The organism is Streptomyces sp. NPDC023157 (assembly GCF_055560575.1).
In genome coordinates, this window is record NZ_JBVHIL010000009.1 from 125,134 (window position 1) to 149,727 (window position 24,594).

At 71.8% G+C, this 24,594-nt stretch carries 22 protein-coding genes; 16 read left to right on the forward strand and 6 right to left on the reverse strand.

The annotated features are described in order from the left end of the window. The first annotated feature begins 80 nt into the window (after positions 1-80). The 7 genes from ACZ3ZE_RS29270 (at position 81) to glxA (ending at position 6,844) form a co-directional block, all read left to right on the forward strand. The gene (locus ACZ3ZE_RS29270; RefSeq protein WP_361175471.1) at positions 81-425 is read left to right on the forward strand and encodes a DUF3817 domain-containing protein; all 345 of its coding nucleotides are present in this window, start codon (positions 81-83) and stop codon (positions 423-425) included. Beyond that, positions 422-715, forward strand: a complete 294-nt coding sequence (locus tag ACZ3ZE_RS29275; protein WP_043219759.1) for an MTH1187 family thiamine-binding protein — start codon at positions 422-424, stop codon at positions 713-715. Before ACZ3ZE_RS29270 ends, ACZ3ZE_RS29275 begins: the two co-directional genes overlap by 4 nt. A gap of 158 nt (positions 716-873) precedes the next feature. After that, entirely contained in the window at positions 874-1,596 is a 723-nt protein-coding gene (locus tag ACZ3ZE_RS29280; RefSeq protein ID WP_361175467.1) for a hypothetical protein, read from the forward strand. Continuing rightward, on the forward strand, positions 1,593-2,288 hold the full coding sequence (locus ACZ3ZE_RS29285; protein WP_361175464.1) for a DUF4166 domain-containing protein: 696 nt from the start codon (positions 1,593-1,595) through the stop codon (positions 2,286-2,288). Before ACZ3ZE_RS29280 ends, ACZ3ZE_RS29285 begins: the two co-directional genes overlap by 4 nt. Further along, entirely contained in the window at positions 2,285-2,923 is a 639-nt protein-coding gene (locus ACZ3ZE_RS29290; RefSeq protein ID WP_361175461.1) for a TetR/AcrR family transcriptional regulator, read from the forward strand. The genes ACZ3ZE_RS29285 and ACZ3ZE_RS29290 overlap by 4 nt, the downstream gene beginning before the upstream one ends. A 39-nt stretch (positions 2,924-2,962) precedes the next feature. Beyond that, positions 2,963-4,828 (forward strand): glycosyltransferase family 2 protein, encoded by a 1,866-nt coding sequence (locus ACZ3ZE_RS29295; RefSeq protein ID WP_361175458.1) that lies wholly within the window; start codon positions 2,963-2,965, stop codon positions 4,826-4,828. Positions 4,829-4,831: 3 nt separating this feature from the next. Then, the gene (gene glxA, locus ACZ3ZE_RS29300; protein ID WP_467261405.1) at positions 4,832-6,844 is read left to right on the forward strand and encodes a radical copper oxidase GlxA; all 2,013 of its coding nucleotides are present in this window, start codon (positions 4,832-4,834) and stop codon (positions 6,842-6,844) included. Between the two features lie 7 nt (positions 6,845-6,851). Here the strand turns inward: glxA and ACZ3ZE_RS29305 are convergent, their stop codons facing one another. Beyond that, positions 6,852-7,868: a glycoside hydrolase family 6 protein gene (locus ACZ3ZE_RS29305; RefSeq protein ID WP_361623890.1), complete on the reverse strand. Its 1,017-nt coding sequence runs from the start codon at positions 7,866-7,868 to the stop codon at positions 6,852-6,854. A 79-nt stretch (positions 7,869-7,947) separates the two neighbouring features. Beyond that, positions 7,948-8,946 (reverse strand): ArsR/SmtB family transcription factor, encoded by a 999-nt coding sequence (locus tag ACZ3ZE_RS29310; RefSeq protein ID WP_363292521.1) that lies wholly within the window; start codon positions 8,944-8,946, stop codon positions 7,948-7,950. A gap of 82 nt (positions 8,947-9,028) precedes the next feature. On the opposite strand from ACZ3ZE_RS29310, the gene ACZ3ZE_RS29315 reads away from it, so the two are divergent. The 4 genes from ACZ3ZE_RS29315 to ACZ3ZE_RS29330 all read left to right on the forward strand — a co-directional run bounded on the left by ACZ3ZE_RS29315 (position 9,029) and on the right by ACZ3ZE_RS29330 (position 12,985). Beyond that, positions 9,029-10,306 carry an MFS transporter gene (locus ACZ3ZE_RS29315; RefSeq protein WP_361175446.1) on the forward strand — a complete coding sequence of 426 codons (1,278 nt, stop codon included), beginning with the start codon at positions 9,029-9,031 and terminating at the stop codon, positions 10,304-10,306. A 9-nt stretch (positions 10,307-10,315) separates the two neighbouring features. Then, a complete protein-coding gene (locus ACZ3ZE_RS29320) occupies positions 10,316-10,825 on the forward strand; it encodes a MarR family winged helix-turn-helix transcriptional regulator (protein WP_361175443.1) in 510 nt (169 codons plus the stop codon). Positions 10,826-10,880: 55 nt separating this feature from the next. Then, positions 10,881-11,213, forward strand: coding sequence for a DUF3817 domain-containing protein (locus ACZ3ZE_RS29325; RefSeq protein WP_361175440.1), 333 nt, complete (start codon positions 10,881-10,883; stop codon positions 11,211-11,213). 71 nt (positions 11,214-11,284) lie between these two features. Beyond that, the gene (locus ACZ3ZE_RS29330; RefSeq protein ID WP_361175437.1) at positions 11,285-12,985 is read left to right on the forward strand and encodes an acyl-CoA mutase large subunit family protein; all 1,701 of its coding nucleotides are present in this window, start codon (positions 11,285-11,287) and stop codon (positions 12,983-12,985) included. Between the two features lie 119 nt (positions 12,986-13,104). On the opposite strand, the gene ACZ3ZE_RS29335 is transcribed toward ACZ3ZE_RS29330, so the two are convergent. Continuing rightward, complete coding sequence (locus tag ACZ3ZE_RS29335; protein WP_361175434.1) at positions 13,105-13,731, reverse strand: TetR/AcrR family transcriptional regulator; 627 nt, start codon at positions 13,729-13,731, stop codon at positions 13,105-13,107. A gap of 261 nt (positions 13,732-13,992) precedes the next feature. Between ACZ3ZE_RS29335 and ACZ3ZE_RS29340 the strand changes: the two genes are divergently transcribed. From ACZ3ZE_RS29340 to ACZ3ZE_RS29355, 4 genes are all read left to right on the forward strand, one after another. Beyond that, entirely contained in the window at positions 13,993-14,964 is a 972-nt protein-coding gene (locus tag ACZ3ZE_RS29340) for a tetratricopeptide repeat protein (RefSeq protein ID WP_361175431.1), read from the forward strand. 570 nt (positions 14,965-15,534) lie between these two features. Further along, the gene (locus ACZ3ZE_RS29345) at positions 15,535-16,188 is read left to right on the forward strand and encodes a DUF6230 family protein (protein WP_361175428.1); all 654 of its coding nucleotides are present in this window, start codon (positions 15,535-15,537) and stop codon (positions 16,186-16,188) included. Between the two features lie 126 nt (positions 16,189-16,314). Further along, positions 16,315-16,890 (forward strand): DUF6114 domain-containing protein, encoded by a 576-nt coding sequence (locus tag ACZ3ZE_RS29350; RefSeq protein WP_467261407.1) that lies wholly within the window; start codon positions 16,315-16,317, stop codon positions 16,888-16,890. Continuing rightward, positions 16,880-18,181 carry a hypothetical protein gene (locus tag ACZ3ZE_RS29355; RefSeq protein ID WP_467261409.1) on the forward strand — a complete coding sequence of 434 codons (1,302 nt, stop codon included), beginning with the start codon at positions 16,880-16,882 and terminating at the stop codon, positions 18,179-18,181. The genes ACZ3ZE_RS29350 and ACZ3ZE_RS29355 overlap by 11 nt, the downstream gene beginning before the upstream one ends. Before the next feature lie 98 nt (positions 18,182-18,279). On the opposite strand, the gene pyk is transcribed toward ACZ3ZE_RS29355, so the two are convergent. The 3 genes from pyk to pta all read right to left on the reverse strand — a co-directional run bounded on the left by pyk (position 18,280) and on the right by pta (position 23,110). Beyond that, entirely contained in the window at positions 18,280-19,710 is a 1,431-nt protein-coding gene (gene pyk / locus ACZ3ZE_RS29360) for a pyruvate kinase (RefSeq protein WP_361175419.1), read from the reverse strand. Positions 19,711-19,784: 74 nt separating this feature from the next. Next, the gene (locus ACZ3ZE_RS29365; RefSeq protein WP_467261411.1) at positions 19,785-21,020 is read right to left on the reverse strand and encodes an acetate kinase; all 1,236 of its coding nucleotides are present in this window, start codon (positions 21,018-21,020) and stop codon (positions 19,785-19,787) included. Continuing rightward, positions 21,017-23,110, reverse strand: a complete 2,094-nt coding sequence (gene pta / locus ACZ3ZE_RS29370) for a phosphate acetyltransferase (RefSeq protein ID WP_361175413.1) — start codon at positions 23,108-23,110, stop codon at positions 21,017-21,019. The genes ACZ3ZE_RS29365 and pta overlap by 4 nt, the downstream gene beginning before the upstream one ends. A gap of 339 nt (positions 23,111-23,449) precedes the next feature. Here pta and ACZ3ZE_RS29375 point away from each other — a divergent pair, with 339 nt between their 5' ends. Next, on the forward strand, positions 23,450-24,475 hold the full coding sequence (locus ACZ3ZE_RS29375; protein WP_361175410.1) for an ATP-dependent 6-phosphofructokinase: 1,026 nt from the start codon (positions 23,450-23,452) through the stop codon (positions 24,473-24,475). The last annotated feature ends 119 nt before the right edge of the window (positions 24,476-24,594 follow it).

A 24,594-nucleotide genomic window follows, 5' to 3' on the forward strand; every position in this document is an offset into this window, starting at 1 on the left:
AAGGGACAGCAAAGTCCCCATGCACAATGGAACGGCCCTTGTGCATCCGTTCACAAGATCGAACGAAGGTGATTCCCGCCGTGGACATCAAGACCGCCTCCTCCCTGCACCGGCTCCGACTCGTCTCGGCGCCGGAAGCCGTGTCGTTCCTGCTGCTGCTGGTCTGCTCCGTGCTCAAGCGGACGACCGACTTCAACGCGGTGCCGGTGATGGGCGCGATCCACGGCATCCTCTTCGTCCTCTACGTGCTCTTCTGGCTGGACTCCTGGAACCGCACCAAGTGGAGCTTCGGCACCGCCGCCCTCTACTTCGTCCTCTCCGTGGTCCCGCTCGGCGGCTTCTTCGCCGAGCGCAAGCTCAAGCGCGAGGCCGAGGCCGCGGTCATGGCCTCCCGCGCCCGCCGCGAGGGCGTGGTGAACGCGTGATCGTCGCCTTCTCCGTGACCCCCCTCGGTGTGGGGGAGGAGGTCGGCGAGTACGTCGCCGACGCCGTCCGTGTCGTGCGCGAGTCCGGCCTCCCGAACCGCACCGACGCGATGTTCACGTCGATCGAGGGCGAGTGGGACGAGGTGATGGACGTCGTGAAGCGCGCCGTCGCCGCCGTGGAGGCGCGGGCGCCCCGGGTCTCGGTCGTCCTGAAGGCGGACATCCGGCCCGGCGTCACCGACGGCCTGACCGCCAAGGTCGAGACGGTCGAGCGGCATCTCGGAGCCTGAGGCCGACCCCCTGTGAACGCGCGAAAGCCCCCGGTCCCGACCAGGACCGGGGGCTTCGTCGTGTCCGCGTCGCGAACGGCCTTGAGCGGGTGCTCAAAACTCGCTACTCTCCCTCTTGAGCGGTCGCTCAAAACGACGCTCGGCACGGGGGAGGGGCCATGGGGCTCTACGTCGAGGCGCGGGTGCGCACCGACCTGGACACGCTCTGGGAGCGGACCCAGGATCCGGCGCGGCACCAGCGGTGGGATCTGCGGTTCACCGAGATCACGTACCTGCCGGGCGCCGACGGGGAGCCGCAGCGGTTCCGTTACGCCACCCGCGTGCTGCCCTTCCTGGCCGTCGCCGGCACCGGTGTCTCCGCGGGGGAGCGCCACCGGGCCGGCGGCGACCGGGTCTCCGCCCTCCGCTTCTCCTCGCCGCACCCGCTGTCCCCGCTCGCCGAGGGCAGCGGCTACTGGCGTTACGTGCCCGAGGCGGACGGCGTGCGCTTCCTCACCGGCTACGACTACCGGCCGCGCTGGGGACGGTTCGGGCGCCTCGCCGACCGGCTGCTCTTCCGCCCCCTCATGGGCTGGGCCACCGCCTGGTCCTTCGACCGGCTTCGCCTGTGGTGCGAGCTCGGGGTGAGCCCGGAGCGGGCCCGCGTCCACTGGCTGCTGGAGACCGCCGCCCGGATCCTGCTCGTGGCCGCCCCGGTCGCGGCGAGCTTCCTGTCGCTCGGCGCCCTGTCGCCCGCCGCGGTGCCGCCGGCCGTCCTCGGGCTCGCCGCCGCCCTGCTCGTACCGCCGTCCCCGCGTACCCCGGCGGCCCGCCGGTGTCTGCGCGTCGCGCCGTCCCGGAGCCGCGCGCCGCGGCTCCTCGTCACCCTGGAGGGGCCGTGAGCTCGATCTTCCGCACCGCCATGGGGGAGGCGGCCTTCGGGCGGCTCCACCCCGAGCTGCGGCGGCGCTTCTCCGTCGGGCTCGACAGCGGCGAACTGTGCGTCGGGCGGGGCGTCATGGAGCGGGTCTGGCACGGCCGGGGGCTGGTGCGGCCGCTGATCCGCCCGTTCCTCGCGCTCGGCGGCACCCGCAACATCCTGCTGCCGCGCACCGGGCGGGACGTCCCCTTCACCATCGAGAACGTGCCGTACCTCGACTCCTACGGACGCGAGACCGTCACCTTCGTACGGACCTTCGCCCTGCCCGGCGGGCCGCGCCGCTTCGACGCCACGATGGTGCTCGGCCCCGGGCGCGGCAGCGTGCTCGACTACCTCGGCACCCATCAGCACCTCGCCAGCGAACTGCGCCTGTCCGCCGAGCCCGACGGCTCGCTGCTCATCCGCTCCGGCGAACACCGCTTCCGCGAGGGGCCCGTGGACCTGCGGGTGCCCGAACTCCTCGCCGGCGACGCCGAGGTGCGGGAGTCCTTCGACGAGCGCACCGGCCGCTTCCGCATTCGGGTCCGGGTCGTCAACCGGTACGTCGGGCCGCTGTTCGGCTACGAGGGCTCGTTCGCGGCCACGTACGCGCCGGTGCGCGAGCGCGGGGTGCGGCCGGGGCTGCGCCCGGTGCGCGAGGAGGTACGGGCGTGAGCGCCGAGGACACCCGGGAGCGGCTGCTCGACGGGGCGCTGCGCACGCTCGTCGAGCAGGGCATCGCGAAGACCTCGGCGCGCTCGGTCGCCGCCGCCGCCGGGGTCAACCAGGCGTTGATCTTCTACCACTTCGGCACGCTCGACGAACTCCTCGCCGCGGCCTGCCTGCGGGGCGCCGAGCAGCGGGTCGCCCGGCACCGCGAGCGGCTGCGCGCGGTGGGCAGCCTCTCCGAACTCCTGGCGTTCGGGCGGGAGATGCACGCCGAGGAGCGGGCGGCCGGACATGTCGCCGTGCTCGGGCAGCTGCTCGCCGGGGCGCAGACCCACGCGCGGCTCGCGCCCGCGACGGCCGCCGGGCTCGACCTGTGGATCGAGGAGATCGAGGGGGTGCTGCGCCGGGTGCTCGCCGGCGGTCCGGTCGCCGGACTGGTCGATCCGGCCGGGCTCGCCCGGGCCGTGGCCGCCTCCTTCGTGGGCATGGAGCTGTACGAGGGGGTCGACCCGGACGGTGCCGGAGCCGCCCTCGACGCGCTCGAACAGCTGGGCCGTCTGATGGCCGCGCTCGACGAGCTGGGGCCCGTCGCCCAGAAGGCCGTCCGCTATGCCTTGCGCCGTCGGAGTGACATTCCGTAGAAACCCCCGCTCGGCCGCATCCAGTCGACACACCGATGAATGTCCCCTTTCGTGGGGCTATCGACCTGTTCGACGACAGCGGGAGGCACCGTGCCGCCGGGAGCCTACGACTACGCCACCTACAGCCGGCTCGCCGGTCCCCTCACGGACCCGGCCCCGGCCGCCTACCGGGTGCGGTACCGCAGTCTGCTGTCGAAGGAGCCGCACCGCGTACGGGCCGTCCTCCTCATGGGGCTCGCGCCCCTGCTGTCCGCGCTGCTGCTCGCCTACCTCGTCTGGCCGAGCCACTGGACCGTCCGCGAGGGCGACGACCGCTGGCGCGTCCCGTACGACACCGTGATGCTCGTGTCGATCGGGCTGATCTGCTTCTTCATGCTGGTGAACGTCACCTCGATCGCGCACGCCACCCTCGTCGCCCGCGACCCCATACCCGTGCACCCGGAGAAGGGCACCCGGGTCGCCTTCCTCACCACGTACGTGCCCGGCAAGGAGCCGCTCTCCATGGTCCGCGCCACCCTCCGGGGCGCGGTCCGGCTGGTGCACGAGGGGCCGCTCGACGTGTGGCTGCTCGACGAGGGCGACGACGCCGACGCCAAAGCCCTGTGCGAGGAGCTCGGCGTCCGCCACTTCACGCGGGCCGGCGTCCCCGAGTGGAACCGCGGGAAGGGCGTCCACAAGACCCGTACCAAGCACGGCAACTACAACGCCTGGCTCGCGATGCACGGCGACGCCTACGAGTTCTTCGCCTCCGTCGACACCGACCACGTGCCGCTGCCGAACTTCCTGGAGCGGATGCTCGGCTACTTCCGCGACCCCGACGTCGCCTTCGTCGTCGGCCCGCAGGTCTACGGCAACTACACCTCCGCCGTCACCAAGGCCGCGGAGTCCCAGCAGTTCCTCTTCCACGCGCTCGTCCAGCGGGCCGGCAACCGCTACCGCGCGCCCATGTTCGTCGGCACCAACAACATCGTGCGGATCTCCGCCCTCAAGCAGGTCGGCGGCCTGTACGACTCGATCACCGAGGACATGGCCACCGGCTTCGAACTGCACCGCCGCAGGAACCCGGTGACCGGGCGTTTCTGGCGTTCCGTCTACACCCCCGACGTCCTCGCGGTGGGGGAGGGGCCCGCGTCCTGGACCGACTTCTTCACCCAGCAGCTGCGCTGGTCCCGGGGCACCTACGAGACGCTGCTCAGGCAGTACTGGAAGGCGCCCTTCCGTACCCCGCCCGGCCGCCTCCTCAACTACACGCTGATGCTCGTCTACTACCCGATGACCGCGATCAACTGGTTCCTCGGCATCCTCAGCTGCGTCCTCTTCCTGTGGATCGGCGCCTCCGGCACCCAGGTCTCCTCCGCGGTCTGGCTGATGATCTACAGCGACGCCGTCGCCCTCCAGGTCGGCCTCTACCTCTGGAACCGGCGCCACAACGTCTCACCCCACGAACCCGAGGGATCCGGCGGCCTCGCCGGCATGGCGATGTCCGCGCTCTCCGCGCCGATCTACCTGAAGTCCCTCGGCTCCGCCGTGCTGCGCACGCGCGGCCGTTTCGTCGTCACCCCCAAGGGCGGCGAGGCCAGCCCCGACGGGGTCCGCACCTTCCGCGTCCACCTCGGCTGGGCGGCGGTCCTCATCGCCTCCCTGGTGGCCTCCGCGCGGTTCGGCCACACCCACGCCGCCATGCGCACCTGGGCGGTCCTCGCCCTCGCCATCAGCCTCGCGCCGCTCGTGATCTGGAGCCTCACCGCCCTGCGCGGCAAGCGCAGCCGGCGGATCCGCGCGCAGGCCAGGGAGCGGACCCGGGCCCGCGGCAGGGCCGCCGCCGAGGGCCTCGGCCTCGTCACCGCCCCGGTGCCGCCCGCGCCGGCCGGCACCGCCGCGCCCACGACGCCCGGAGGGAAGTGAGCCATGGCCCACCGGCCGTCCAAGCAGTTCAAGAAGACGCTGCTCGGCAGCGGTGCCGTCCTCGTCCTCGCGGCGCTCAACGCCCCGGCGGCGGTCTCCTTCGCCACCGAGAAGTACCACGCCTACAAGATCGCCCAGCCCGGGTACAAGCGGGAGTTCGGCTCCTGGTCGGTGGTCGACGTCCCCGACCGGTACCGCGTCAACGCCATCCACGCGGCCCTCCTGCACACCGGCAAGGTGCTGCTGATCGCGGGCTCCGGCAACAGCCAGAAGAAGTTCGACGCCGGGACCTTCGAGACCGTCCTCTGGGACCCGGTGAAGAACACCTTCAAGTCGATCCCCACCCCCGAGGACTTCTTCTGCTCCGGCCACACCGCGCTGCCCGACGGGCGGCTCCTCGTCGCCGGCGGCACCGCCCGTTACGAGATCCTCGACGGCGAGGTCAAGAAGGCCGGCGGCGGCATGCGGGTCAAGAACGAGAGCCCCGACCGGGCCGTCACCCTGAAGAAGGGCACCCGCTTCCGCTCCCCGTCCGGCGTCGAGTACGTCTCCAGGACCGACGTCACCGTCCCCAAGGCCACGCGCGAGTTCGAGATCACGTACTTCGCGTCCGGCCAGATGAAGCCCTGGAAGACCAAGGTCACCGCCGCCGAGGCACGGGTCTTCGTGGAGGCCGTGAAGGAGGGACCGCAGGCGCTGACCACGGAGGCCGCGCAGTACGAGGTCGTCGGCCTCAAGGGCGAGGAGGCCGACAACGTCTACGGCCTCGCCCAGAAGCTCACCACCGAGAAGCAGGACTTCCAGGGCATCAGGGCCGCCTACGAGTTCGACCCCGGGGCCGAGCGGTACATCCCCGTCGCCCCCATGAAGGACGCCCGCTGGTACCCGACCCTGGTCACCCTCGACGACGGCAAGGTCCTCGCCGTCTCCGGGCTCAACGACGTCGGCGACGTCGTCCCCGGCGACAACGAGATCTACGACCCCGCCACCAAGAAGTGGTCCAAGGGCCCCTTCCGCTACTTCCCCACCTACCCCTCGCTCTTCCTCACCAAGGGCGGCAAACTGCTCTACACCGGCTCCAACGCCGGCTACGGCCCCGCCGACAAGGGCCGCGAACCGGGCCTGTGGGACCTGGCGAAGAACTCCTTCACCAAGCTGGGCGGCCTCACCGACCCCGACCGGCTGGAGACCTCCAGCTCCCTCCTCCTGCCGCCCGCGCAGGACCAGCGGGTGATGGTCCTCGGCGGCGGCGGGGTCGGCGAGTCGCCCGCCTCCACCGCCCGCACCTCGATCGTCGACCTGTCGAAGGAGGGCCCGGTCTTCCGCGACGGGCCCGCCCTCCCGCAGGGCACCCGCTACCTGAGCAGCGTGCTCATGCCCGACGACACCGTCTTCACCACGGGCGGCTCCGGGGACTACCGAGGCCGCGGCGGCAGCGACATCCTCCGGGCCCAGTTCTACGACCCGAAGACCAACGCCTTCGCCCCCGCCGCCGACCCCACCGTCGGCCGCGACTACCACTCCGAGGCGCTGCTGCTGCCCGACGGCCGGGTCGCCACCTTCGGCTCCGACCCGCTCTTCGACGACACCGACAACACCAAGCTGGGCACCTTCGAGCAGCGCATCGAGGTCTTCACCCCGCCCTCCCTGTACCGGGGCGGCGCCGACCGGCCGGTCCTCGACGAGGGCCCGCAGGAGCTCGACCAGAACGGGCGGGCGACGTTCAGGACCAAGGACGCCACCCGGATCGCCACGGCCCGGCTGATGCGGCCCAGCGCCGTCACCCACACCACCGACGTCGAACAGCGCTCCGTGGAGCTGGGCCTGACGAAGGAGCCGGACGGCGTCACCGTCACCGTCCAGGTCCCCCAGGACCGCACCCTCGTCCCGCCCGGCTGGTACATGGTCTTCGTCACCGACCGGAACGGGATCCCGTCCGAGGCCCGGTGGATCCAGGTGAAGGGGGCCCAGGCGCACCAGCCGCACCAGCCGGCCCCGGCGGCGGAGGAGGAGTGAGGCAGGCTCAGGCCCTCGCGCGGCGGGCCAGCCCCAGCGCGTATTCGGGCCACCAGGTTCCGGCGGCCGGGCCGCCCCGGCAGGGGCCGTCCGAGTCGCCGGGCCGCTTGATCCACAGATACGCGTCGACCAGCTCGTCCCCGGTCCGGTCGGTCGGCGGCACACCGAGCGACCGGCCCGGCGGATTGCACCAGCCCTCCGGCCGGTCGCCCGGCAGCGGACCGGCGCCGTTGCGGCTGGTGTCCACGGTGAAGTGGGTGCCGCCGAGCAGCCGGGAGAGCCCGGCGCCGAAGCCCCGGACCACGTCGTTGGTCTGGAAGTTGGACACGTTCAGCGCGAAACCGTCGGCGCGGGCGATGCCCGCCCGCCGCAGCGGCTCCACCAGCTTGTCCGGCCGCTCGATCCAGGCCGGGTTGCCCGCGTCCAGATAGACCCGCGTACGCGGCTGCCGCTTGAACCGCTCCACCGCCTCCGACAGCAGCCGCAGCCGCTCCTCGTGGTACTCAGCAGGGGTGCAGCCGTCCACGATGTGCGGCACCGCGTCCGGCTCCAGGACCACCACCGCCGGGGCGTCGCGGAGGGCACCGGCGAAGGCGTCCACCCACCGCCGGTACGCCTCGGCGTCGTGCGCCCCGCCCGCCGAGTACATGCCGCAGTCGCGGTGCGGGATGTTGTACGCGACGAACAGCACGGTCCGCCGATCCGGCGCCGCACCCCGCACGGCCTTCGTCACGTCCGGTACGGGATCGTCGCCGGCCGGCCAGTCGGCCACCGGCCGCTCCGCGATGCGCCTCAGCAGCCGCGCGTCCTCCGACCGCCCCTGCGCCTCGTACTGCCGCACCTGCCGGGCCGCGTCGCTGTCCGGGTCCACCCAGAAGGCCGAACCGCCCGTCAGGCCCGCCGCCTCGCCACGCGAGGAGGGCGGCCCGACGGGAGAGACCCGCGCCTCGTCGCGGCCGCAGCCGGCGAGCAGCAGCGCGGCGACGAGGGCGAGCGCGGCGGTGGTGACGGAGCGACGGGACATCCGGCCCCCAGGGTCGGGATCGGGAGGTGCGTGAGCGGGCGTCGGACGGGGACAGACCGGGGCCATCCTGGCATCTCGGTCATTCGGTGTCCGGCTGCGACACCGCCAGCGCGATCCCCAGCGGCGTCCGCTCGTACAGCACCTGATGCCCGTACCGCCGCGAGCCCAGCAGCCCCGCCGCCCGCAGCACCGACAGGTGCGCCGACACCGACGACGGCGCCAGCCCCAGCCGGTGCGCCAGCGCCGTCGTCCCGGCCGGCTCCTCCAGCGCGCACAGCACGTCCGCCCGCGCCCGCCCGAGCAGCCGCGCCAGCGCCTCCGGCGTCCGGTCCCGCGGCTCCGTCCACAGCGCGCCGATGCCCCGCGCCGGATACGCCACCGTCGGCTGCCACGGCGGATCGAACCCGCTCACCACGTCCGGCCAGATGAACACCGAGGGCAGCAGCACCAGACCCTGCCCGTCCAGCGCCCGCACATGCTCGCCGTGATAGTCCACCGTCAGCGTCGAACGCTCCTCCGCCCAGGCGAACGCCGGGTGCAGCTCGCTCAGCAGCCGCTCCAGACCGCCCTCGGCGAGCCGCCGCGAGTGGTACGCCACATCCGCCTCCAGGAGCGCCCGCAGCCGCGGCCACTCCGGCTCGACCAACGCCTCCCAGGCCCGCTCCAGGAGATCGGCGAGCCGCGCCAGCGCCCCGGCGGGATCCGCCAGCATCCGCCGCCCCTCCGCCGTGGCCGCCGCGCCCGGGGTCTCCGCGAGCGCCCGCCGTACGTCGTCCAGGACGAGCGCCGGATCCGTTCCCCGTACGGCCGCGATCTCCTGCTCGAAGGTCGCTGTCGGCCCGATCGGCGGCGGATAGAGGAAGTCCGGACTGTGCCCCCGCAACGGCATCAGCAGCTGCAAGGGCCCCAGATCCACCCCGGCCGCCGCCTCTGCGATCCGCCGCAGCCACGGCAGGTGGTACCCCTGCTGCCGCGGCCGGGCCAGCACCCGCACCGCGCAGTGCGTCTCCCACAGCGGCGAGATCGCGAACCGGATGCGCAGCGGATCGGCCTCGCCGAAACGCAGGTGATACGGCATGGGGCGCGCCTCCGGCCCGACGGAAGATTCGGCTGAGCCCGAAAGTCTAGGGCCCCGGCCCGAAGCACCGCACGCTCCTGCCATGTCCACGAACGACACCACCCGGGAGCCCACGGCGCCCCCCGACCACACCCCTGCCCCCGCGCCCGCCTCGCCCGGCTACTCCGCCGTCTTCGCCGTACGCGAGTTCCGCTTCGTCTTCGTCGCCCACCTCTTCTCCCTGCTCGGCGTCGTCGTCAGCGAGCTCGCCCTCACCGTGCTCGTCTACGACCTCACCCGCTCTCCGCTCCTCTCCTCCCTCACCTTCGCCCTCGGCTTCCTGCCCTACCTGCTCGGCGGCACCTTCCTCGCCGGCCTCGCCGACCGGCACCCGCCCCGCCGCGTGCTCGTCGTCTGCGACCTCGTCTGCGCCGGCTGCGTCGCGCTCATGGTCCTGCCGGCCACCCCCGTCGCCGCCCTGCTCGCCCTGCGCTGCGCCGTCGCCGCCGTCGCCCCCGTCTTCAACGGCACCCGCATCGCGACCCTCGCCGACATCCTCGGCGAGGGCGAGCTGTTCGTCCTCGGCCGCTCGCTGCTCCGGATCGTCTCCCAGAGCGCCCTGCTCGCCGGGTTCGGCGTCGGCGGAGTGCTGCTCGCCGTGCTCACCCCGCGCGGCGCCATCGCCGTCACCGCCGCCACCTTCCTCGCCTCGGCGCTCCTGCTGCGCCTCGGCACCGCCCGCCGCCCGGCCCGCGCGCCCGAGCGGCGCGAGGGGATCGGGGCCACCTGGGGCATCCTGCGGAACCGGCGGATCCGGGCGCTCATGCTGCTGTTCTGGGTCCCGCCGGTCTTCTTCGTCGTCCCGGAGGCGCTCGCCGCCCCCTACGCCGACGAGATCGGCGTCTCCACCGTCGCCCTCGGCCTCCTCATGTGCGCGATCCCCGCCGGCACGATCCTGGGCGAACTCCTCGCCGGCTCCGCCCTCAGCGCCGCCACCCGCTCGCGGATCGTCCCTCCGCTCCTCCTGACCGGCTTCCTCCCCTTCCTCGTGTACGCCCTGCGCCCCGGCCTCGCCCTCGCGGCCGCCGCGCTGTTCCTGGCGGGGGCGGCGGGCGCGTACAGCCTCGGTCTGGACGCCTGGTTCGTCGCCGCCGTGCCCGAGGAACAGCGCGGCCGGGCGATGACCCTCATGAGCGCCGGCATGATGACGGTGCAGGGCCTCGGCATGGCCGGCGCCGGGCTCGCCGCCGAGTTCGCGCCCGTGCACACGGTCGTCGCGGGCACCGGCGTCCTCGGCACCCTCTGCGTGCTCGGGCTCGTCCTGGAGGTGCGGGCGACCGATGGGCGAGACGCGGCTGACCGTCATATGACCAGTGGGTAAGGTCGACGCGTGCCGAAGCCGCTCAGTCTCCCGTTCGACCCCATCGCCCGCGCCGACGAACTCTGGCAGCGGCGCTGGGGCCCGGTCCCCTCGATGGCCGCGATCACCTCGATCATGCGCGCCCACCAGATCCTGCTGGCCGAGGTGGACGCGGTCGTCAAGCCGTACGGGCTGACCTTCGCGCGATACGAGGCGCTCGTCCTGCTCACCTTCTCCAAGGCCGGCGAGCTGCCGATGTCCAAGATCGGCGAGCGGCTGATGGTGCACCCCACCTCCGTCACCAACACGGTGGACCGCCTGGTGAGGTCCGGCCTCGTCGCCAAGCGCCCCAACCCGAACGACGGCCGCGGCACCCTCGCCACCATCACGGACAAGGGCCGCGAGGTCGTCGAGGCGGCCACCCGGGACCTGATGGGCATGGACTTCGGACTCGGGGTGTACGACTCCGAGGAGTGTGCGGAGATCTTCGCGATGCTGCGCCCGCTGCGGGTCGCGGCGCACGACTTCGACGAGGGCTGACCGGACCCCCGACCCGCGCGAAGATCGCCCGGAACGTGCCGTTACGCTCGACGGCATGAAATCCAGCGTGCTGACCCGCTACCGCGTCATGGCCTATGTGACCGCGGTCATGCTGCTCGTGCTCTGCACGTGCATGATCTTCAAGTACGGGTTCGACATGGGCGAGGACGTGACCTTCGCGGTCTCCCAGGCCCACGGCGTCCTCTACATCATCTACCTGGTCTTCGCCTTCGACCTGGGCTCCAAGGCCAAGTGGCCGTTCGGCCGGCTCCTGTGGGTGCTGCTGTCCGGGACGATCCCCTTCGCCGCTTTCTTCGTCGAGCGCAAGGTCGTCCGCGACACGCTTCCGCTGGTCAGCGGCGCGCAGCCGGTTCCGGTCAAGGCCTGACCCCCACCTCCGCACGTATGTGCGGAGGTTTCCCATCGACATTTACTAGGACGTCCTAGTAAATTCGAACCATGGACGCTGACGCGATCGAGGAAGGCCGCCGTCGCTGGCAGGCCCGGTACGACAAGGCCCGCAAGCGCGACGCCGACTTCACCACGCTCTCCGGCGACCCCGTCGAGCCGGTCTACGGCCCGCGCCCCGGGGACAGCTACGAGGGGTTCGAGCGCATCGGCTGGCCCGGTGAGTACCCCTTCACCCGGGGTCTGCACCCGACCGGCTACCGCGGCCGGACCTGGACCATCCGCCAGTTCGCCGGCTTCGGCAACGCGGAGCAGACCAACGAGCGCTACAAGATGATCCTGGCCGCCGGCGGCGGCGGGCTCTCGGTCGCCTTCGACATGCCGACCCTGATGGGCCGCGACTCCGACGACCCGCGCGCGCTCGGCGAGGTCGGCCACTGCGGCGTGGCCATCGACTCCGCCGCCGACATGGAGGTCCTCTTCAAGGACATCCCGCTCGGCGACGTCACCACCTCCATGACGATCTCGGGCCCCGCCGTCCCGGTCTTCTGCATGTACCTGGTCGCCGCCGAGCGCCAGGGCGTCGACCCGGCCGTCCTCAACGGCACGCTGCAGACGGACATCTTCAAGGAGTACATCGCGCAGAAGGAGTGGCTCTTCCAGCCCGAGCCGCACCTGCGCCTCATCGGCGACCTCATGGAGCACTGCGCGGCCGGCATCCCCGCGTACAAGCCGCTCTCGGTCTCCGGCTACCACATCCGCGAGGCCGGGGCGACGGCCGCGCAGGAGCTGGCGTACACCCTCGCCGACGGCTTCGGCTACGTCGAGCTCGGTCTCTCCCGCGGCCTCGACGTCGACGTCTTCGCACCCGGCCTGTCCTTCTTCTTCGACGCGCACCTCGACTTCTTCGAGGAGATCGCCAAGTTCCGCGCCGCCCGCCGGATCTGGGCCCGCTGGATGAAGGAGGTCTACGGCGCCACCACCGACAAGGCGCAGTGGCTCCGCTTCCACACCCAGACCGCCGGTGTCTCGCTCACCGCGCAGCAGCCGTACAACAACGTCGTGCGCACCGCGGTCGAGGCGCTGTCCGCCGTGCTCGGCGGCACCAACTCGCTGCACACCAACGCCCTCGACGAGACCCTCGCGCTGCCCAGCGCGCAGGCCGCCGAGATCGCCCTGCGCACCCAGCAGGTGCTCATGGAGGAGACCGGCGTGGCCAACGTGGCCGACCCGCTGGGCGGCTCCTGGTACGTCGAGCAGCTCACCGACCGGATCGAGGCCGACGCCGAGAAGATCTTCGACCAGATCAAGGAGCGCGGTCTGCGCGCCCACCCGGACGGCAAGCACCCGATCGGCCCGATCACCTCCGGCATCCTGCGGGGCATCGAGGACGGCTGGTTCACCGGCGAGATCGCCGAGTCGGCCTTCCGCTACCAGCAGTCCCTGGAGAAGGGCGAGAAGCGGGTCGTCGGCGTCAACGTGCACCACGGCTCGGTCACCGGCGACCTGGAGATCCTGCGGGTCAGCCACGAGGTCGAGTGGGAGCAGGTCCGGGCGCTCGGCGAGCGCAAGGGCCGCCGCGACGACGCGAAGGTCACGGCCTGCCTGGACGCGATGCTGGCCGCGGCCCGGGACGGTTCCAACATGATCGGCCCGATGCTGGACGCCGTACGGGCCGAGGCCACGCTCGGCGAGATCTGCGACGTGCTGCGCGAGGAGTGGGGCGTCTACACGGAGCCCGCGGGCTTCTGAGCTCCTGAACTCCGCACCGAGCCGCCGTACCGTCCCTCCGGGGGCGTGCGGCGGCTTCGTCGTGCCGCCGGCCACCGCTCCCGCCGGCCACCGCTCCCGCCGGCCACCGCTCCCGGCGGTTACTGCTCCGCCGCCGCCGCGAGGCCGCCGAGGAGGAGGGCCGTGAGGCGCTGCACCCAGGGCTCGTCCACCGGTTCCGCGCTGACCAGCGCCCGGTGCACCACCGCGCCCGCGACCACGTCGAAGATGAGGTCGTCGATCGCCTCGACGGTCAGCGGGTCGCGCTCCTGGGGGAGTTCCCCGCGCTCCTGGGCGCGCTGGCGGCCCTCCAGGACGAGGCGCTTCTGGCGGTCCACGATCGAGGCGCGGATGCGCTCGCGCAGCGGCTCGTCGCGGGTGGACTCGGCGACCACGGCCATCAGGGCGGTCTTGGTCTCGGGGCGTTCGAGGAGCGCCGCGAACTGGAGCACCACGTCGGCGATGTCGGCCTGGAGGGAACCCCGGTCGGGCAGTTCGAGTTCGTCGAAGAGGACGGCGACGGCGTCCACGACGAGTTCGTTCTTGTTGGCCCAGCGCCGGTACAGCGTGGTCTTGGCGACCCCCGCCCTGGTCGCGACGTCACCCATCGTCAGCTTGGACCAGCCCAGCTCCACCAGGGCCGCCCGGGTCGCCTCCAGGATGGCCGTGTCGGCCTCGGCGGAACGGGGGCGTCCGGATCGGGCGCGGGAGCGGGTGCGGCTACACATGGAGGTCGACCATACCCGCCGGTAGGTATTGCACCAGGGGGCGGAGATGTGAGGCAGTTCACCACCCGGGCCTCCCCGCGGCCGGGGAGGGAGGATTACGCTACGACCCGTAGCGAAAGGCTTTCAGGGGCCGGCTCGCGACAACCACCGCGCCGGGTGGGGACCCGGCGCAGACGAACAGCGGTCCGTGTCGTCCCTCGTGGACGGCACGGATCAGCCATGGCTTACCGGTTACGCGCGCGGAAGGGGGAGGATGTAGGCATGCAGCCCCGAAACATGTCCATGAGCGGCGTCGTCGACCTCGCCGCGGTGAAGGCGGCCGGTGAGGCCAAGACGAAGGCGGAGCAGGCCCGCGCCGAGGCCGTCCGGCAGGGCGGAACGCCCGCCGTCGCCCCTTCCGCCCTGGTGATCGACGTCGACGAGGCCGGCTTCGAGCGCGATGTGCTCCAGCGCTCCGCCGAGGTCCCGGTCGTCATCGACTTCTGGGCCGAGTGGTGCGAGCCCTGCAAGCAGCTCGGCCCCCTTCTCGAGCGTCTCGCCGTCGAGTACAACGGGCGCTTCCTGCTCGCCAAGGTCGACGTCGACGCCAACCAGATGCTGATGCAGCAGTTCGGCATCCAGGGAATTCCGGCCGTTTTCGCGGTGGTCGCCGGTCAGGCGCTGCCGCTCTTCCAGGGCGCGGCCCCGGAGGCGCAGATCCGCGAGACCCTCGACCAGCTGGTCCTGGTCGCCGAGGAGCGCTTCGGTCTGACGGGCATCCAGGTGGACCCGTCCGCCGGGGACCCGGACGCCGAGGCCGCCGTCGCGCCGGTCGGCCCGTACGACGCCCTGCTCGAAGCGGCCATGTCCGCGCTGGACGCCGGTGACATGGCCGGTGCCGTCCAGGCGTACAAGAACGTGCTCGTGGACGACCCGCAGCACCCGGAGGCCCGGCTGGGGCTCGCCCAGGCCGAGCTGCTCGCCCGGGTGCAGGCGATGGACCCGCAGGCGGTGCGCAAGGCCGCGGCCGAGGGCCCGGCCGACGTGGCCGCGCAGATCGACGCCGCCGACCTCGATCTGGTGGGCGGTCATGTCGAGGACGCCTTCGGCCGGCTCGTCGAAGCGGTGCGCCGTACGGCGGGCGAGGACCGGACCGCGGCGCGGCTGCGGCTCCTGGAGCTGTTCGAGGTGATCGGCGCCGACGACCCGCGCGTGACGGCCGCCCGGCAGGCCCTGGCAAGGGCGCTGTACTGAGCCGTTCGCCCCGTCCGTACGGGGACGATTTGGCGACACAGTGACATTCGGCGGCCGCGCTTTACCAAAACTTGGTAATCGCGGCCGCTGTTACTTGCAGTAAATCGAACCTGGAATTCTGTCCGGGTTTCCTCTTCCTTCTCCTCCTTTGTCCCGTCACGCGGCGGCACCGTGCGTGGCGGCGCGACGCCGCCCTGTCGTGTCGTGGTTATCAGGCCGTTACTAGCCAGTAACGAACCCCCTTGTGCGGGGGCCCGTAATGGACCACGATCGGCGACGCTCGGTCCGATACCGCACCAGCGGGCAGAGGGTCCCCACCGAGCGGGCCGGCGGCGGTGCCGCCGGTCGTGGACAGGGGGGTTCCTGCTCTGACCGGCAGGGCCTGTCCAATCCGGCCGCGCGCACGGCGTGGCCAGTGGTTGTCGCTCGGGGGTGACCGCCGGTGATTCGGACGCGCGTCGTGCCGCCTGAGCCCTCGGCGCTCCCCTTCCCGAGGACGTAGCACTTCTCCCATCCCAGGACGGGCCCGGGGCCCATCCGGAGATGTACGTCCGAGAAGGAGGAATTCTCATGAAGTCCCAGGTTCGTGGCGGGACCAGATGGAAGCGGTTCGCCGTCGTCATGGTGCCGAGTGTGGCCGCGACGGCCGCGATCGGTGTCGGCCTGGCTCAGGGCGCGCTCGCCGCGTCCTTCAGCATCTCCGGCCAGGAGTTCAAGGTGAAGGCCGACACTCTCGTCGGCAAGGACTTCGTCCAGTACGGCAGCGTCGACGCCGGCAAGGACCTCGAGGGCAAGGACTTCGCGGCTCCGGTCGCCGTGTCCGGCTTCTCCGAGGCCTGGATCTCCAACATGTGCCAGTCCGTCGTGACGCCGAACATCCCGTTCGTCGGCGACGTGACGCTGGTGCTGAAGGCCGGCACCGAGGACAAGAAGCCGGTCTACGCGAAGGACATCTACCTGGATGTCTCCGAGCTGAAGGCCGACGCCGAGTTCGGCAACATCGACATCGGCGTGGCCGCGGGCAAGCTGGCCAAGCAGGACGGCAAGCCGGGCATCCAGCCGGGCACCAAGGCCAACCCGTACGGCTTCGGCCAGCGTGCCGAGGACGCGAAGCTCAGCGACGTCCACCAGAAGGCGTGGGCCACCACGGCCGCGACCTTCAAGCTGCCGAACCTCGACCTTTCCCTGAAGCGGGGCAAGGGCGCGGGGGTCGAGTGCTACTGATGCCGACGTCCGTGAAGGACTGACGCGTCCGGGTGCGGGGCCGTCCCGTACGGCCCCCACCCGCTTCGGCAGCACCGGCTCATCTCCACTTCTTTCAGCAACACCGCTTCCAGGGAGCTGTTTTCCATGAGCGCCGAGTCCACTGCTTCCAGCGGAGTCCCCCACGACAGCGGGTTCAAGGTCTGGCGGCAGACCCGGCCCTTCTGGGCGGGCCTTCTCACCATGATCGGCGGCGTACCGATCGCCTACCTCCCGTACGGGGACATGCGGCTCGGCAACGTCACGCTCGCGATGAAGACGACGGCGGGCGCCGGCGCGCTGATCATCGGCGTCCTGCTCATCACGCTCGGCCTGACGATGTGGTTCCAGCCGCTCGTCCGGGTCTTCGCGGGTGTCGCGGCGATCGTGCTCGCGCTGGTCTCCATCCCTGTGTCGAACTTCGGCGGCCTCGTCATCGGCTTCCTCTGCGCCCTGATCGGCGGCGGAATGTCGGCGTCCTGGGCCCCGGCACCGCCGGCCGAGGAACCCGCGCCGGGCGTCGCCCAGCACGAAGCCGCGGCCCAGCCCGAGGCGGCCGCACCGGTCGAGTACGCGCACCTGCACGACGGCACGACGCAGCCCGTGATCCCGCACCAGGGTCCCGAGGCGCCGGCGGCCGAGACGACGATCGAAGCCAACGGCGGGAGGAACAGTGCGGGGTGACGAATCACAGTCGGCGGCGCAGACGTCGAGAGGACCGCGCCACGCGGCCCCGCGCAAGTCACTGCTGAACAAGATCCACGTCCCCGCGGGCAAGGCGATGGCCCTCGCGGCCATGCCCACCGCGGTGCTCGTCGGGATGGGGCTCACGCCCCGGCTGGCCCTGGCCGACGACAAGGACATCCCCTTCGCGCCCGGCCCGTGCGTGACCCGCTCGGACGAGCCGACGGCCGAGGCGAGCACCAAGCCGGACGCGACCAAGAGCCCGGACCCGACGGCGAGCGCGAGCGCCACCGGCACGGCGAAGCCCGACCCCACCGGGTCCGCGACCACCGTCCCGGAACCGACCGCCACGGGCGGCACCACCGCCACCACGGCCCCCAAGACGGACGTCACCCAGGCCCCCGCGCCCAAGTCGACGCCCGCCGCGCCCGCGCCCACCAAGTCGGTCAACCCGCTCGACCCGCTGGGCCTCGGCGACGCGCTCAAGGACCTGTTCGACGGCCCGGACAAGACCACCGCGCCGGCCCCCGCCCCGACCACGACGGCACCGGCCGCACCCAAGCCGACGGCGTCCGCTCCGGACACCCCGAAGCAGACGGCGCCGCCGAAGACCGGCACCACCGGCGGCACGACCGGCACGGACAAGAGCGGCACGGACAAGACCGACAAGGCGACCGAGAAGACCAAGGCCGCCATCAAGTCCGCCGCCGACAAGGCCGGTGCGAAGACCGAGGAGCTGCCGGAGTCCGCCCAGGGCCTCGACGCGAAGAAGGACGCGGACATACCCGAGGGCGCGAAGCCGCGCTTCCCGTGTCCCGAGCCGGACCCGCAGGCACTGGCCGACGCGCAGCTGGAGCCGGGCGTCCCGCTGCTCCCGGACGACCCGTGGCTCCTGGAGACCTCGATGCTCACCCTGCGCGGCCTCGACTATAAGGGCATCGTCGAGGTCAAGACGGGCAGTGGGAAGATCAAGAAGGTCCTGAAGTTCACCGCGGACGAGATCGACATCAAGGACCTGCACCAGCTGACGGTGCACTCCGACGGCCTGACCGGACACGTCCGCTCGGACAAGGGGTCGACCTCCACGATCCGCAACGGCACGGTGACCATGTACACGGAGCAGCTGAAGGGCAACCTCTTCGGCCTCATCCCGGTCACCTTCAGCCCCGAGACCCCGCCCCCGCTCAACGTCCCCTTCGCCTTCTTCTCGAACGCCAAGGTGACGCAGGCGGGTCAGTTCGGCGGCACCCTCCGGGTCCCGGGCCTGCACAACACGATCGAGCCCAGCTGACCGCGCCGTACCCGGCCGGGCACGACGGAGCCCCCGTCCCTCCATGGAGGGACGGGGGCTCCGTCGTGCCGTCGGCTGTGCGGTGCCGCCGGCCCGCGTCAGTCGCGGTCGCCGCCACCGAGGTGGTGCACCCGGACCATGTTGGTGCTGCCGGGAACGCCGGGGGGCGAACCGGCGGTGATGATCATCGTGTCGCCGGCGTTGAAGCGCTGGAGCTTCAGCAGCTCCGCGTCGACCAGCTCGACCATGGCGTCGGTCGTCTCCACGAACGGGGCCAGGAAGGGCTCCACGCCCCAGCTCAGGGTCAGCTGGTTGCGGGTCGACTCCTCGGTCGTGAAGGCGAGGATCGGCTGGGCCGCGCGGTAGCGGGAGAGACGGCGGGCGGTGTCGCCGGACTGGGTGAAGGCGATCAGCGCCCTGCCGCCCAGGAAGTCGGCGATCTCGCAGGCCGCGCGGGCGACCGAACCGCCCTGCGTGCGCGGCTTCTTGCCCGGGACCAGGGGCTGCAGGCCCTTGGAGAGCAGCTCCTCCTCGGCCGCGGTGACGATCTTCGACATCGTCTTGACGGTCTCGATCGGGTACGCGCCGACCGAGGACTCGGCCGACAGCATGACCGCGTCCGCGCCGTCCAGGATCGCGTTGGCGACGTCGCTCGCCTCGGCGCGGGTCGGCCGCGAGTTGGTGATCATCGACTCCATCATCTGGGTGGCGACGATGACCGGCTTCGCGTTGCGGCGGCACATCTCCACGAGGCGCTTCTGCACCATCGGCACCCGCTCCAGCGGGTACTCCACCGCGAGGTCGCCGCGCGCGACCATGACCGCGTCGAAGGCGTCGACGACGGCGGCCATGTTCTCCACGGCCTGCGGCTTCTCCACCTTGGCGATGACGGGGACCCGGCGGCCCTCCTCGTCCATCACCTTGTGGACGTCCTTGACGTCGTTGGCGTCGCGGACGAAGGACAGCGCGACCATGTCGCAGCCCATGCGCAGCGCGAAGCGGAGGTCCTCGACGTCCTTCTCGGACAGGGCCGGGACGTTGACCGCCGCGCCGGGCAGGTTGATGCCCTTGTGGTCGGAGATGACACCGCCCTCGATGACGACGGTCTTGACCCGCGGGCCGTCGATCTCGACGACCCGCAGCTCGACGTTGCCGTCGTTGATGAGGACCTGGTCGCCCTTGGACACGTCACCGGGCAGGCCCTTGTACGTGGTGCCGCAGATGGACTTGTCGCCCGGGACGTCCTCGGTGGTGATGGTGAACTCGTCACCGCGCACCAGCTCGACGGGGCCCTCGGCGAAGGTCTCCAGGCGGATCTTGGGGCCCTGGAGGTCGGCGAGCACACCGACGGCGCGGCCGGTGTCCGCCACCGCCCTGCGGAGACGGTCGTACCGCTCCTGGTGCTCTGCCTGGGTCCCGTGGCTCATGTTGAATCGGGCCACGTTCATGCCGGCCTCGATGAGAGCCTTCAGCTGCTCATAGGAGTCGACGGCGGGGCCCAGCGTGCAGACGATTTTGGAACGGCGCATGGAGCGGATCCTATCGGTTTGTTTCACTGCGGAATATTCCGTCTGGTGGAAAGTACAAATGGGCGGGGGGCCGCTCAGGCGTTCACTCCCTCGGGCGACACGGCGCGCACGAGTGCGTAGCTCTGCCGGGCGATCTCCCACTCCTCGTCGGTCGGCACCACGGCGACCGCCACCCGCGCGTACACCGGCGAGATGATCCGGGGCTCGTCGGAACGTACGGCGTTGAGCTCGGCGTCCACCGCCAGGCCCAGCTCCTCCAGGCCCGCGATCGCAGCCTCCCGCACCGGGGCCGCGTTCTCGCCGACCCCCGCCGTGAACACGACCGCGTCCACCCGGCCGAGCACCGCGTAGTACGCCCCGATGTACTTCTTCAGCCGGTGCACGTAGATGTCGAAGGCGAGCGCCGCCCGCTCGTCGCCCTCGTCGATCCGGCGCCGGATCTCGCGCATGTCGTTGTCGCCGCACAGCCCCACGAGCCCGGACTTCTTGTTCAGCAGGGTGTCGATCTCGTCCGCCGACATCCCCGCCACCCGCTTGAGGTGGAAGGTGACCGCCGGGTCGATGTCGCCCGAGCGGGTGCCCATGACCAGGCCCTCCAGCGGGGTCAGCCCCATGGACGTGTCGACGCACCGCCCGCCGGCCACCGCCGAGGCGGAGGCCCCGTTGCCCAGGTGCAGCACGATCACGTTCACCTCCTCGGGCGCCTTGCCGAGCAGCTTCGCCGTCTCCCGGGAGACGTACGCGTGCGAGGTGCCGTGGAAGCCGTAGCGGCGGATCCGGTGCGCGTCCGCGGTCTCCACGTCGATCGCGTACCGCGCCGCCGCCTCCGGCATCGTCGTGTGGAACGCCGTGTCGAAGACCGCCACCTGCGGCAGGTCGGGGCGCAGCGCCCGCGCCGTACGGATGCCCGTGATGTTCGCCGGGTTGTGCAGCGGCGCCACCGGCACCAGCCGCTCGATCTCGGCCAGCACCTCGTCGTCGACGACGGTGGGCTCGGTGAACCGCAGCCCGCCGTGCACCACCCGGTGGCCGATCGCGGCCAGCTCGGGCGAGTCCAGGCCGAGCCCGTCCGCCGCCAGCTCCTCGGCCACCGCCTTCAGCGCCGCCGCGTGGTCGCCGATCGGGCCGTTCTGCTCGCGCTTCGCGCCGCCGCCGCCCCGCAGCGGGGTGTGGACGAGGCGCGAGGTCGCCTCGCCGATCCGCTCGACCAGGCCGGCCGCGAGCCGGCTGCCGTCCCCCATGTCGAGCAGCTGGTACTTCAGCGACGAGGAGCCGGAGTTGAGGACGAGGACACGGGTGGGGGTTGTCATGCGGGGAGCTCCTGGCCCTGGGCGGGGTTCTGGGACTGGATCGCCGTGATGGCGACGGTGTTGACGATGTCGCTGACGAGCGCGCCGCGCGACAGGTCGTTCACGGGCTTGCGCAGACCCTGGAGCACCGGGCCGACGGCGACCGCGCCGGCCGAACGCTGCACGGCCTTGTAGGTGTTGTTGCCGGTGTTGAGGTCCGGGAAGATCAGCACGCTCGCCTGGCCGGCCACCTCGGAGCCGGGCAGCTTGGTCGCCGCCACGGAGGGCTCGACGGCCGCGTCGTACTGGATCGGGCCCTCGATCCGCAGCTCCGGCCGGCTCGCCCGGACCAGCTTGGTCGCCTCGCGCACCTTGTCGACGTCGGCGCCGGAGCCGGAGGTGCCGGTGGAGTACGAGAGCATCGCGATCCGCGGCTCGACGCCGAAGCGGGCGGCGGTGGCCGCGGACTGCACGGCGATGTCGGCCAGCTGCTCGGCGTTCGGGTCCGGGTTGACCGCGCAGTCGCCGTAGACGAGGACCTTGTCGGCCAGGCACATGAAGAAGACCGAGGAGACGATCGAGGCGTCCGGCTTGGTCTTGATGATCTCGAAGGCGGGCCGGATGGTGGCGGCGGTGGAGTGCACCGAGCCGGAGACCATGCCGTCGGCGAGACCTTCCTGGACCATCAGGGTGCCGAAGTAGTTCACGTCCGACACCACGTCGTACGCGAGCTCCACGGTGACGCCCTTGTGGGCGCGCAGCGCCGCGTACTTCTCGGCGAAGCTGTCGCGCAGCTCCGAGGTCTGCGGGTCGATCAGCTGGGTGTCGCCCAGGTTCACGCTCAGGTCGGCGGCCTTCTTGCGGATCGTCTCCACGTCGCCCAGGAGGGTGAGGTCGCAGACGTCGCGGCGCAGCAGCACGTCGGCGGCGCGCAGCACGCGCTCCTCGGTGCCCTCGGGCAGCACCACCCGGCGCCGGTCGGCCCGGGCCTGTTCCAGGAGCTCGTGCTCGAACATCATCGGGGTGACCCGGCCGCTGGGGGCGACCGAGATCCGGCGCAGCAGGTCGGCGGTGTCGACGTGCCGCTCGAACAGACCGAGGGCGGTCTCCGCCTTGCGAGGCGTGGCCGCGTTCAACTTGCCTTCGAGGGCGAAGAGTTCGGCGGCGGTGGGGAAGCTGTTGCCCGGTACGGAGATCACCGGGGTGCCGGGCGCGAGACGGGCCGCCAGGGTGAGGATCTCGGCGCTGGGCCGCTCGTTGAGGGTGAGCAGCACGCCCGCGATCGGCGGGGTGCCCGCGGAGTGCGCGGCGAGCGCGCCGACGACCAGGTCGGCGCGGTCCCCGGGGGTGACGACCAGGCAGCCTGGGGTCAGCGCGTTGAGGAAGTTCGGCAGCATGGCGCCGCCGAAGACGAAATCGAGGGCGTCGCGGGCCAGCCCGGCGTCGTCGCCGAGGACGACGGAGGCGCCGAGCGCGCGGGTGATCTCGGCGACGGTCGGCGCGGCGAGGGCCGGCTCGTCGGGCAGCGCGTAGCAGGGCACGGGCAGGCGGGCGGAGAGCCGCTCGGCGATCGCGGCGCGGTCGTCGCCCGCGACCCGGTTGACGACCATCGCGAGGACGTCGCAGCCGAGCCCGTCGTAGGCGCGGAAGGCGTTGCGGGCCTCGGCCCGTACCGATTCGGCCGTCTGGCCCTGGCCGCCGACCACCGGTATCACCGAGGCGCCGAACTCGTTGGCGAGCCGCGCGTTGAGGGCGAGCTCGTCGGGGAGCTGGGTGCCGGCGAAGTCGGTCCCGAGGACGAGGACGACCTCGTAGTCGCGGGCGACGGCGTGGAAGCGGTCCACGAGCCGGGAGACCAGTTCGTCGGTGCCGCGCTCGGCCTGGAGGTCACTGGCCTCGTGGTAGTCCATGCCGTAGACGGTCGCCGCGTCCTGGCTGAGCCGGTAGCGGCTCCGCAGCAGGTCGAACAGACGGTCGGGTCCGTCGTGCACGAGCGGACGGAACACCCCCACCCGGTCCACCTGGCGGGTGAGGAGCTCCATGACTCCCAGCTCGACGACCTGGCGGCCGTCCCCGCGGTCGATCCCGGTCACGTACACGCTGCGCGTCACGCCGTCGTCTCCTGATGTCGGTCGAGGTCCGGTGGGAGCCACCGAGGTTCCGTCGAGTGTCGAGTTGCCGAGCCTCGACCGAGCGTCGGTCGAGTGCCGTTCGAGTGTCAATCGAGTGTGTTCAAAAAACACCGATAGGGTGGCATTGCCCTCTTGACAATACCCCCGTGGGTGGATAGGACGCCCGCCGGACGGAGGGCCCGAAGGGGTGGGACCAAAGGCCCCGAAAGGCCCATGGGCACCGGGCGCGCGGAGTAGCAGCGAGCGCGTCGGCACACCCGGTCGTGTGAGAATCGACGAGGCTCACACGTACCACTACCGAGCAGGAGACACAGCACGATGCGCATCGGAGTTCTCACCGCAGGCGGCGACTGCCCCGGCCTGAACGCAGTGATCCGGTCGGTCGTGCACCGGGCGCTGACCGGCCACGACGACGAAGTCATCGGCTTCGAGGACGGGTTCAAGGGTCTCCTCGACGGCCACTTCCGCCCCCTCGACCTCAACGCGGTCAGCGGCATCCTGGCGCGTGGCGGCACCATCCTCGGCTCCGCCCGGCTCGAACGGAACCGGCTGCGCGAAGCCGCCGAGTCCGCCCCCGACTTGGCCCGGAAGTACGGCATCGACGTCCTCATCCCGATCGGCGGCGAAGGTACCCTGACCGCCGCCCGGATGCTCGCCGACGCCGGCATGCCCGTCGTCGGCGTCCCGAAGACGATCGACAACGACATCTCCGCCACCGACCGCACCTTCGGCTTCGACACCGCCGTCGGTGTGGCCACCGAGGCCATGGACCGCCTCAAGACCACCGCCGAGTCGCACCAGCGCGTGATGGTCGTCGAGGTCATGGGCCGGCACGCCGGCTGGATCGCCCTGGAGTCCGGCATGGCCGGCGGCGCCCACGGCATCTGCCTGCCCGAACGCCCCTTCCAGATCGCCGACTTGGTGAAGATGGTCGAGGAGCGCTTCGCCCGCGGCAAGAAGTTCGCCGTCATCTGCGTCGCCGAGGGCGCGCACCCCGCCGAGGGGTCGATGGACTACCAGAAGGGCGAGATCGACCAGTACGGTCACGAGCGCTTCCAGGGCATCGGCAACCGCCTCGCCGTCGAGCTGGAGCGGCGCCTCGGCAAGGAGGCCCGCCCGGTCATCCTCGGCCACGTCCAGCGCGGCGGCACCCCGACCGCGTACGACCGGGTGCTCGCCACCCGCTTCGGCTGGCACGCGGTCGAGGCCGCCCACCGGGGCGAGTTCGGCCGGATGACCGCGCTGCGCGGCACGGACATCGAGATGGTCCCGCTCGCCGAGGCCGTCACCCAGCTGAAGACCGTCCCCGAGGACCGCATGCGCGAGGCCGAGTCCGTCTTCTGAGCGGCCCACCCGGCCCCGCGAGGCCAGGCCCCCTGGACCCTGCGAGGACCGGACCCCCGGCCCCCGCGAGCGGGACCAAAGTCCCGACTTGTCCCGGACACACCCCGGCCCCGATCATC